This window comes from Oceanobacillus profundus (assembly GCF_003515705.1).
GTDB lineage: Bacteria > Bacillota > Bacilli > Bacillales > Amphibacillaceae > Oceanobacillus > Oceanobacillus profundus.
The window spans coordinates 665,196-673,334 of sequence record NZ_QWEH01000001.1 but is presented as its reverse complement, the minus strand read 5'-3'; the positions used below and the strand labels follow the sequence as shown (position 1 = coordinate 673,334).

Sequence of the window (8,139 nt, the reverse complement as noted above, 5' to 3'; positions counted from 1 at the left end):
AAATGCGTGTTTACGAAATGACAACTCATCCAACCGCTTTAGAAATGATTGGCTACCTACTCGTTCGCGGAGGGACGCACGTCATTGCTTATGCAAAAGCAATCGAAGTAGCTACAGGCGTAGAAGTAGGTAAGATGCTGCCTGTTCCAAGTTTGGATAATAATAAATTTGATCACGCCAAAAAATTTATGGATCAAGGATTGTACAATGTATTGTATACATGGGGAGAAGAGGACTATCGGGATATCAACCAAATTTGGAAAGGGGCTAACCCTGAAACTGGCGAAACACTGAGAGTAATTGATGGAATGCCTAAGGGTGCGCCTGTGCCCGACTTCCCAGAACTTCCAGAGCAATTTGCCCCAGGGATTGATCGTGATGATTATCATCGGATTTTAAAACGTTTAAAAAGTAATATGTAATCTAAAAAAGAGCTAGGAGGAAATCCTCTTAGCTCTTTTCCGTTATGTTAAAAGGTAAAGTGGGAAACCTGTTCACCTTCAATGATTAATCCTTCTACTTCTTGGAAACCTACTTTTTCGAAGATTCGTTTTGCATGTTCATTCGTTGCCACAAAATTTAGTTGGTCTTCATGGAAGCGCAAGGATATCCAATCGTCTTTTGTAATGGGGTGTAAATGCAGGATATTTAAATTTCCTTTTATTGATTGGGTGTATATCCTTTAGCTCAATACATATAAAATCTAGAAAAAGGCAAAAACACCTGGTCATCAGGATTATTTTAAAAATACTTTTTACATCTTAATTAATAGATAATTATAAAGTTCTACTTAATTTAATCGCAATACATAAAAACCTCATTTAGATATACTTCGGGGAACCGTATCATAAATAGTGGTAAAGCAGTTAAAGCAGAAAGTCGAAATTGTTCTTGATAAATAGTGGCTAAGCAAATTATAGTGTTTGCAGAGTGGCAAGAAGAAAGTAGCTAGATTTGTATTACTTTATTTCAAGGCAGTACTAACCTTCACATCATTTTATCTTTCATGGACTTTGTTTCTTTTTTGATCAAAGATTTATTTATCCAATTGATAAATAAATCCAGCTAAAATAGTAATCGCTATTGCCTTAACCATCTTCCTGCCCCTCCTGTTCTAGTACCAGTTCTCCTAATTTGAACATCTACTTGTATATTCACTTCCAATCGATTTGAAAAGACTTCATTCCAATCGTTTTCAACCGTTTTCCAGTATTAAAAATTATTTTTTTAAAATTCCTCACCAAAGCCAAATACATCTGCACCCACTTCTTGAATTTCTTTGACGCTATCTTCTATTCCTTTCCCAATTTCCTTTTCAGCATTTTTTTCTAACTTGTTAATTTCATCTGAATTGGTTAGGTCAACCACACAGGATACTTCCCCTATATTGGCTTCATTCTAGTGAAGACTATTATCAACGAGCTGATATTGGCTCCATGTTACGACTGTTACGTTATTTGGGATTCTTCAATATTAACAGTACTAACACCCGTCCAAGTTTCTTCAGATGTTTTAATCATTCCCCATAAAGTATTGGGCTAATTATGTAAGAGCACAAGATTAAATTTGGCAATAATACTGGTTTAGAAAGTTCAGTAACACCTTACCAATGTATACGCATAAAGCCTAAAAACAATATTAAGAGAAAAGGAAGCCCTGTTATTGGACTTCCCCTAACCTAACCCACACCTGTTTATCTTATTACTGATTTTGATTTGGATTTTGTTGCATACTAGCTTGAGCTTGCTGTGCTGCTTGTTGTGCTTGGTGAACTTGTTGCTGTGCTTGCTGTAACTGTTGTTGTGCATTAGCCCCTGCTTGTTGCTGAGCTTGCTGTACTTGTTGTTGAGCTTGCTGTAACTGCTGTTGTGCTTGTTGTAATTGTTGTGGATTTGCACTTGCCTGTGCTTGTTGCACTGCTTGTTGTGCCTGCTGAGCAGCTTGAACAGCTTGCTGTACTTGTTGTTGGTTTTGTTGTTGTGCCATGTGAAATAAAACCTCCTAATATTTTTTAGTTCTTACGATGATTAGGTTGTGTAATTCAATTAAAATTACTCATAAAAATTAGAATGAATTTCCATTTATAAAACAGTAAAAATTGAGGTGTCTCAGATAGATGCAAGTTAAGATTATATGGAACGGGGAATGTTCTGCTTAATATTTATTAAAACTCTACTGACAAAGAATTACTTGGTCTATTAAGGAAATGATTTCAAAAAGGTAAAAAAGAGATTGGGCGTTCCCTCACCAGTTATTAGCTTGGCATCATTTTTACGATAGGTCAACAACGCAAATCGGTCTTATGTCAGACGGACTATTTCACGCCTTCAGCTGGTTTGCCACTGTAGGATCACTATTCATGGTTGCCGATCTCTCTCGCAGGAACGAATGGTGGCCAATGAGATGGACTGGTGGAGCCCTGATCGGATCGGGATTTTGAACATCGATGCGATCAAAAACTCTGAATCGTTAACTCGTTTATCAAATTCACGATCATCCATTTTTGCGATACGACCAAGCTCTGCTCCACCATATCCAACCAGATTCTCTTCTGTCTAAAAGACGCATTCCCAGAGCTTGAAGCATTCCAGCTCCCCCATCATTGGTAGCGCTACTACCACCAATGGCCAAAATAAATTTTCTGTAACCGTGATCAAGGGCGGCTTTTAACACTTCCCCTGTTCCATATGTTGTGGTAAGCATCGGATTTCGCAACGCTTCTGGGACAAAATTAATCCGGATGCACTTGCCATTTCGATGACACATGTCTCTTCATCCCCTAAAACCCCGTAAGCGGCTTTTACGGGTTCCAACAATGGGCCACTGACTGTAACGTCAACCTTCTTTCCGTTTGTCGCAGCGATCAAACTATCCATTGTTCCTTCCCCGCCATCAGCAACTGGAATGGCTACTGTTTCAAAAGTAGGACACAGGGACAGGTATCTTGTCCTGGTTTTTTTCAACCGAAAAAGAACGAGGTACCTTACTCGAATATTACCTTTTTCTGCTAGAATTCGTAAAGCGATTTGACAGGGAACCTTCTGAATAAATAAATTCAATTGGTTTTAAAATTATTAATATATAGATTAGTATGTCAATTATTGCATGTTAGATAAAGTACCAGGTTGATAGATATTTTGGTACCAGTGGGGTGGCGTTTTGCTGCACGAATAGAGCTAGAGATGCCCATCTTGCTATACGATCGTTACAGAACCCATCTTCATCATACTCGTCCGAGGAACCTGCCCCTCTGTCCTGTTCTCCCTATCCCTATACCCATCCCTAATCCATCAAAAAAAGGACCGGGAACCTGTCCCGTCCTGTTATTGTGCTCCTAGCCCACCATCAATTACGATTCTGATACTGTTGAATAACATCAGATGCCATATATATATCATATGGTAATTTCATCAGGTTCCCCTGCCTTTTTAAGTTGCAATGTTAGTACCCCACTTATCAATACTTCCTAATTACTAACTCCCACTTTTTCACTTTCCTCTGCATTGCCTTTATTCGTTTTATCCGTTAATGACAAAATAATCATAACGAAGATATTAACTACGATTCCATATAATATCGGGTTACTTGAAGATAAGCCCTCAATAGCAAGGCTACCTAAGACGACTAACGAGCTAATCAAAATGGAATAAAATGCAGACTTTGCTGTAGTTTTTTTCCAGAATAGCCCAAATATGATCGGAATAAAGATTGCACCAGCAAGTAATGCGTAAGCAACATCAATCGCTACAAGCAACTCTTGTATCCATAATGCAATGACAATAGGGATAATACTAATAACCATTGTCGTAATACGTGATAGAAGTAAAAATTGACATCCTTAATATTCTTGAAGAAATGGTCTTTTAAAATATCCTTCACAATTAAAGTTGAAGAAGCAAGTATTCCAGATGCGGTTGACATAATTGCTGCAGCAACTGCGGCAAAAACGATGCCAAGAAGTCCTGTAGGCAACGTCTCAAAGGCCATACTTGAAAACACATTTTGGGTATTCTGGATATTGGGCAGAACAACAAGTGCACACATCCCAATAATAACCATTGCCATGGAGTATATAAATACCGACAAGTATACCGCCAGTTCGGGCTGTTTTTAAATTTTTGGCTGTAAAAAATCGCTGCCAAATATCTTGTCCAACGTATTTTTTCTTCACCTTGCTTGTAAAACTACTGAATTAAATCTTAAAGGGTTTCGGTATGGTTAAGCTACTAATAGTTCCACAATTTCCGAAACCCCTTTTATCTTTGTTAATCTTTTGTTCTTCATGTTCCCAACGTTGTTGTTTAGATGACGGAAACACTTTATATCTAAGCTTTTGCCCCCATTGTTTAAGAATCGAATCAATTTGTAATAGATCTTTAACTAAGCTCCAGTTACTTTAAGTGCAATATTGGACAATACCTTCACTAAATTAAAATAAATATCCAACTAATAAGCATCAAAAACGTTAATAGATATATAACACTCATAACATAAAAAGCCCTGATATTTTTTCTTAGCGTAGAAATATCAGGGCTTTTCCTTCCAAAAACTTCTTAGGGTATAGTATACGCGTTTTGTCATCATGCCCCCAAGAATATTAATGAATGATTTATCGTGAATTAGGAACAATACCTTTGAATAAATGAATAAGGAGGGGACCAAAAATGGACATTCAAAAATTAGCCGATCATGAGTCCTTGGATCTACATGAAGTTATTAATTTTAAAACCCTGTGTTTAGTAAAATCAAAACTAATGCAAGGGCTGGTTTTTGATCAGGATTTGAGAGCATTAATGCAAAAGGATGTTGAACAATCCATGCAAGCGCTTGGAGAATTACAGGCAATCTATAACCGCGCACCTTTTGAAGCTCCTATTCCTCAAAGCCGCCCAACACCAATAATAAATTGAAAGGAAGTAAAATTCATTGAATAATGACTATTTAGACCCTATAAACTCATTACATGTACCTGAGTTAGCTGATACCACATTTGCCATGGATTTCCTCCTTCGTGCCAAAGAAGGTGTTCGAAATACCGCTGTTGCATTAACCGAATCTGCATCACCTGAAGTTAGAGAACTCTTACGAAACCAGTTAATACAAGGTATTGCCATGCACCAAGAAATTACAGAACTTATGATTGACAAAAAATGGTTCCATCCAAATGAACTAAGTGAACAGTATAAACTAGATCAACTCTCTGCCAACAACACATTGATGATTGGCAAAATGAATCTATTTCCTGTTGATACCAATAGAAAAGGTATGTTTGATCGGACACCTGATGAACACTAACACTGGAGGCTGTATAGCATGAAGGCAGTAACGTATCAAGGTATTAAAAATGTTGTAGTGAAAGAAGTTCCATATCCAAAGATTGAAAAACCAGATGACATGATTATTAAAGTAACAAGTACATCTATATGTGGGTCTGATTTACATTTAATTCATGGCATGATTCCTAACCTGCAAGAAAACTATGTTATTGGCCATGAACCAATGGGAATCGTCGAAGAAGTTGGCCCAGGTGTGACTTCGCTAAAAAAGGGAGACCGTGTCATTATTCCTTTTAATATTGCATGCGGTGAATGCTCTTACTGTAAAAACCATTTGGAAAGCCAATGTGATAATTCTAATGATAATGGTGATATGGGTGCTTATTTCGGATATTCTGGTACGACGGGTGGCTACCCAGGTGGGCAAGCTGAATATTTAAGAGTGCCGTTTGCCAACTTTACTCATTTCAAAATTCCAGAGACTTGTGAAGAACCAGATGAAAAGCTAACGGTTATTGCCGATGCGATGACTACTGGTTTTTGGAGTGTTGACAATGCGGGAGTAAAAGGTGGAGACACAGTAATTATTTTTGGTTGTGGTCCGGTTGGTCTTTTTGCTCAAAAATTCTGTTGGCTAAAAGGAGCAAAGCGTGTCATTGCCGTAGATTATGTAGATTACCGTTTAAAACACGCCAAACGTACCAACAAAGTTGAAATTGTAAATTTTGAAAAGTTTGAAAATGCGGGAACGCATTTGAAAGAAATGACGAATGGCGGCGCTGACGTTGTCATTGATGCAGTTGGTATGGACGGTAAAATGACTGATTTAGAATTCCTTGCTAGCGGAATGAAACTTCAAGGCGGAGCATTTAGTGCGTTTATCATGGCTTCACAGGCAGTACGTAAAGGCGGGACAATCCAAGTTACTGGCGTTTACGGTGGCAGATATAATGGATTCCCAATGGGAGATATTATGAACCGAAACGTCAATATCCGCTCTGGACAAGCACCTGTAATTCACTATATGCCATATATGTTTGAATTAGTTTCGACCGGAAAAATTGATCCAGGAGATGTCGTGAGTCATGTACTTCCACTTAGTGAAGCAAAGCATGGCTATGAGATTTTTGACACAAAAATGGATGATTGTATAAAAGTCGTGTTGAAACCTTGAGGAAGGAGGTATGAAAAATGAACTACGCCTTACATGAAGTTCTTGAGGTCCATGAGATGGCTGCATTTAAGACCAATTGTTTGACTAAGTCCAAAACGATGAAAGCATTAGTTACAGATAAGCAATTAAAAGATATTATGCAGCAAGACATTGATGTATCTACGAGACAATTACAAGAATACGCTTCTATCCTTTCCAACGCTCAGCAGTAAACTAGGAGATGAATGAACATGAAACCAATCATTGAAAAATTAACTGGCATGAATGCACTATCGGATCAAGTGGTTGCAATGGATTTATTGATTGCAGCTAAAAGTGGAGCTAGAAATTATGCCATGGCTGTTACGGAAGCAGGAACGCCGGAAATTAAAGAATTGCTCACTCGCCATTTAATGGAAGCTCTTGATATGCATGAACAAATTTCCGCATATATGGCAGAAAAAGGATGGTACCATGCTTGGGATACAAACGAACAAATCAATTTAGATTTAAATAATATCAATACAGCATTGAACTTAACCACTTTATAAAAATAAAATAGGAGCCGTTTAACATTACCTACCAAAACTGTTCCTAATAAACCATTTATATTTAAATGAGGGAAATATACAATTTCCCTCATTTTGCAATTGCCATTTTCTTCTACAATTCTGGGGTTTCAAAGTCATTTCTATATAAGGAGTTCGGATTGAAACGTTACTAAAACAAGAAGAACAGTTAGATACACCTAAGCATGTTAAACGTGAAATGACAATCAATCAAAAGCAGTCTAACATGAATGAAAACGAAGCTATGATAGTATTTATTTAAAAATTGTTAATTATTTGTAGACTATCTGTATTCTGCTGCTCCGCTCCTGTACTATTAACAACAGGTCTATATCACATAAAAAATCGGAGCAAACATATTTCACTCCGATTCTTCCTCTTCCAAACTAATATCTTCCAAGTCAAACCAAGAAAGCATTTCTCCTACAACTGCATTGATATTTTTTCACTAACCTTTTCGATCCCATATTTTTTCTTAGCTTTTTCAATCAGTTCGAGAACTTCAACATTAAAATTGATTATAGGTTCATCGTCCTCTATGTTGTTAAATATATCCAGGATCTCATCTAAAGCCTTATCAAACCGTTTGGTTTCAAGTCTGTTGCTTTCAATTTTATCACCCATTAATATTATGGACTAAAAGAATTAAAAAAGCCCTCAACCGTTTCTACATCTGGGGCTTAATTAGCGATAAAAAAGTGTCACTTGTTTATATCTATAAACCAAAATCAGAAGGGAACCAATGAAAAATTCACCCCATAGCCAAGCAATTAAAATTATAAATGAAATTCTTGAAGAACTGGTAATTTTAACGATCAAGCAGAAAATGCAGGAGAAAACGGAAATTCAAGCTTTTTATAATCTCTGTAATCTCTTTAAAAAGTAACTAAACCATATTTAAAATCCGATAATTGATGTTCTTCTTATACTTTTAAAACCTCACTTCATTCCCATTGCTTGCGGATACAAAAAACAACCCCTTTTAATTTAAATGGATTGAACATTTAAAAAACTTATCGCAGAGTTTACCTGTCACTTTAGGAGTTATTTATTAACTTCCTTTAAGCGATAACTAGTTAAGAAAGCCCAGCTTATCTTCTTATAAAGACAGCTGGGTTTAAAATTGAAGGTGCAAAATAAC

The 8,139-nt window shown here is 36.9% G+C and carries 9 protein-coding genes and 4 pseudogenes; 8 read left to right on the top strand and 5 right to left on the bottom strand.

Annotated elements, in window-relative coordinates; all coding sequences use genetic code 11:
* The coding region (locus D1B32_RS03100) for a manganese catalase family protein (protein ID WP_193552329.1) at nucleotides 1-422 on the top strand (422 nt) is incomplete at its 5' end.
* A gap of 658 nt (nucleotides 423-1,080) precedes the next feature.
* Here the strand turns inward: D1B32_RS03100 and D1B32_RS24510 are convergent.
* A pseudogene (locus D1B32_RS24510) lies at nucleotides 1,081-1,368 on the bottom strand (Ger(x)C family spore germination C-terminal domain-containing protein).
* A 333-nt stretch (nucleotides 1,369-1,701) separates the two neighbouring features.
* Nucleotides 1,702-1,986: a hypothetical protein gene (locus D1B32_RS03085; protein ID WP_095308160.1), complete on the bottom strand. Its 285-nt coding sequence runs from the start codon at nucleotides 1,984-1,986 to the stop codon at nucleotides 1,702-1,704.
* Between the two features lie 259 nt (nucleotides 1,987-2,245).
* On the opposite strand from D1B32_RS03085, the pseudogene D1B32_RS03080 reads away from it, so the two are divergent.
* Nucleotides 2,246-2,434: pseudogene (locus D1B32_RS03080) on the top strand (DUF2243 domain-containing protein); the annotation flags it as partial.
* Nucleotides 2,435-2,493: 59 nt separating this feature from the next.
* Here D1B32_RS03080 and D1B32_RS24200 read toward each other — a convergent pair.
* Nucleotides 2,494-2,876, bottom strand: a pseudogene (locus tag D1B32_RS24200) (glycerate kinase).
* A 590-nt stretch (nucleotides 2,877-3,466) separates the two neighbouring features.
* Nucleotides 3,467-4,044: pseudogene (locus D1B32_RS03070) on the bottom strand (sodium:solute symporter family transporter).
* 620 nt (nucleotides 4,045-4,664) lie between these two features.
* Between D1B32_RS03070 and D1B32_RS03065 the strand changes: the two are divergent.
* Genes D1B32_RS03065 through D1B32_RS03045 form a run of 5 tightly spaced genes read left to right on the top strand, consistent with a single transcriptional unit; the run spans nucleotide 4,665 to nucleotide 6,980 of the window.
* Nucleotides 4,665-4,910 carry a spore gernimation protein GerQ gene (locus tag D1B32_RS03065; RefSeq protein WP_095308154.1) on the top strand — a complete coding sequence of 82 codons (246 nt, stop codon included), beginning with the start codon at nucleotides 4,665-4,667 and terminating at the stop codon, nucleotides 4,908-4,910.
* A gap of 16 nt (nucleotides 4,911-4,926) precedes the next feature.
* Nucleotides 4,927-5,295: a spore coat protein gene (locus D1B32_RS03060; protein ID WP_095308152.1), complete on the top strand. Its 369-nt coding sequence runs from the start codon at nucleotides 4,927-4,929 to the stop codon at nucleotides 5,293-5,295.
* An 18-nt stretch (nucleotides 5,296-5,313) separates the two neighbouring features.
* Nucleotides 5,314-6,450, top strand: coding sequence for a zinc-dependent alcohol dehydrogenase (locus tag D1B32_RS03055; RefSeq protein WP_095308150.1), 1,137 nt, complete (start codon nucleotides 5,314-5,316; stop codon nucleotides 6,448-6,450).
* Nucleotides 6,451-6,467: 17 nt separating this feature from the next.
* On the top strand, nucleotides 6,468-6,662 hold the full coding sequence (locus D1B32_RS03050; protein WP_095308148.1) for a hypothetical protein: 195 nt from the start codon (nucleotides 6,468-6,470) through the stop codon (nucleotides 6,660-6,662).
* A gap of 18 nt (nucleotides 6,663-6,680) precedes the next feature.
* On the top strand, nucleotides 6,681-6,980 hold the full coding sequence (locus D1B32_RS03045; RefSeq protein ID WP_095308146.1) for a spore coat protein: 300 nt from the start codon (nucleotides 6,681-6,683) through the stop codon (nucleotides 6,978-6,980).
* A 441-nt stretch (nucleotides 6,981-7,421) separates the two neighbouring features.
* Here D1B32_RS03045 and D1B32_RS24570 read toward each other — a convergent pair whose 3' ends face one another.
* On the bottom strand, nucleotides 7,422-7,622 hold the full coding sequence (locus D1B32_RS24570; protein ID WP_095308144.1) for a hypothetical protein: 201 nt from the start codon (nucleotides 7,620-7,622) through the stop codon (nucleotides 7,422-7,424).
* 118 nt (nucleotides 7,623-7,740) lie between these two features.
* On the opposite strand from D1B32_RS24570, the gene D1B32_RS23645 reads away from it, so the two are divergent.
* A complete protein-coding gene (locus D1B32_RS23645) occupies nucleotides 7,741-7,884 on the top strand; it encodes a hypothetical protein (RefSeq protein ID WP_158586194.1) in 144 nt (47 codons plus the stop codon).
* Nucleotides 7,885-8,139 lie beyond the last annotated feature (255 nt).

Coding starts and splice junctions, on each gene's coding strand:
- D1B32_RS03085 (WP_095308160.1), bottom strand. CDS start 1,986: ATGGCACAACAACAAAACCAACAACAAGTACAGCAAGCTGTTCAAGCT.
- D1B32_RS03065 (WP_095308154.1), top strand. CDS start 4,665: ATGGACATTCAAAAATTAGCCGATCATGAGTCCTTGGATCTACATGAA.
- D1B32_RS03055 (WP_095308150.1), top strand. CDS start 5,314: ATGAAGGCAGTAACGTATCAAGGTATTAAAAATGTTGTAGTGAAAGAA.
- D1B32_RS03050 (WP_095308148.1), top strand. CDS start 6,468: ATGAACTACGCCTTACATGAAGTTCTTGAGGTCCATGAGATGGCTGCA.
- D1B32_RS03045 (WP_095308146.1), top strand. CDS start 6,681: ATGAAACCAATCATTGAAAAATTAACTGGCATGAATGCACTATCGGAT.
- D1B32_RS24570 (WP_095308144.1), bottom strand. CDS start 7,622: ATGGGTGATAAAATTGAAAGCAACAGACTTGAAACCAAACGGTTTGAT.
- D1B32_RS23645 (WP_158586194.1), top strand. CDS start 7,741: ATGAAAAATTCACCCCATAGCCAAGCAATTAAAATTATAAATGAAATT.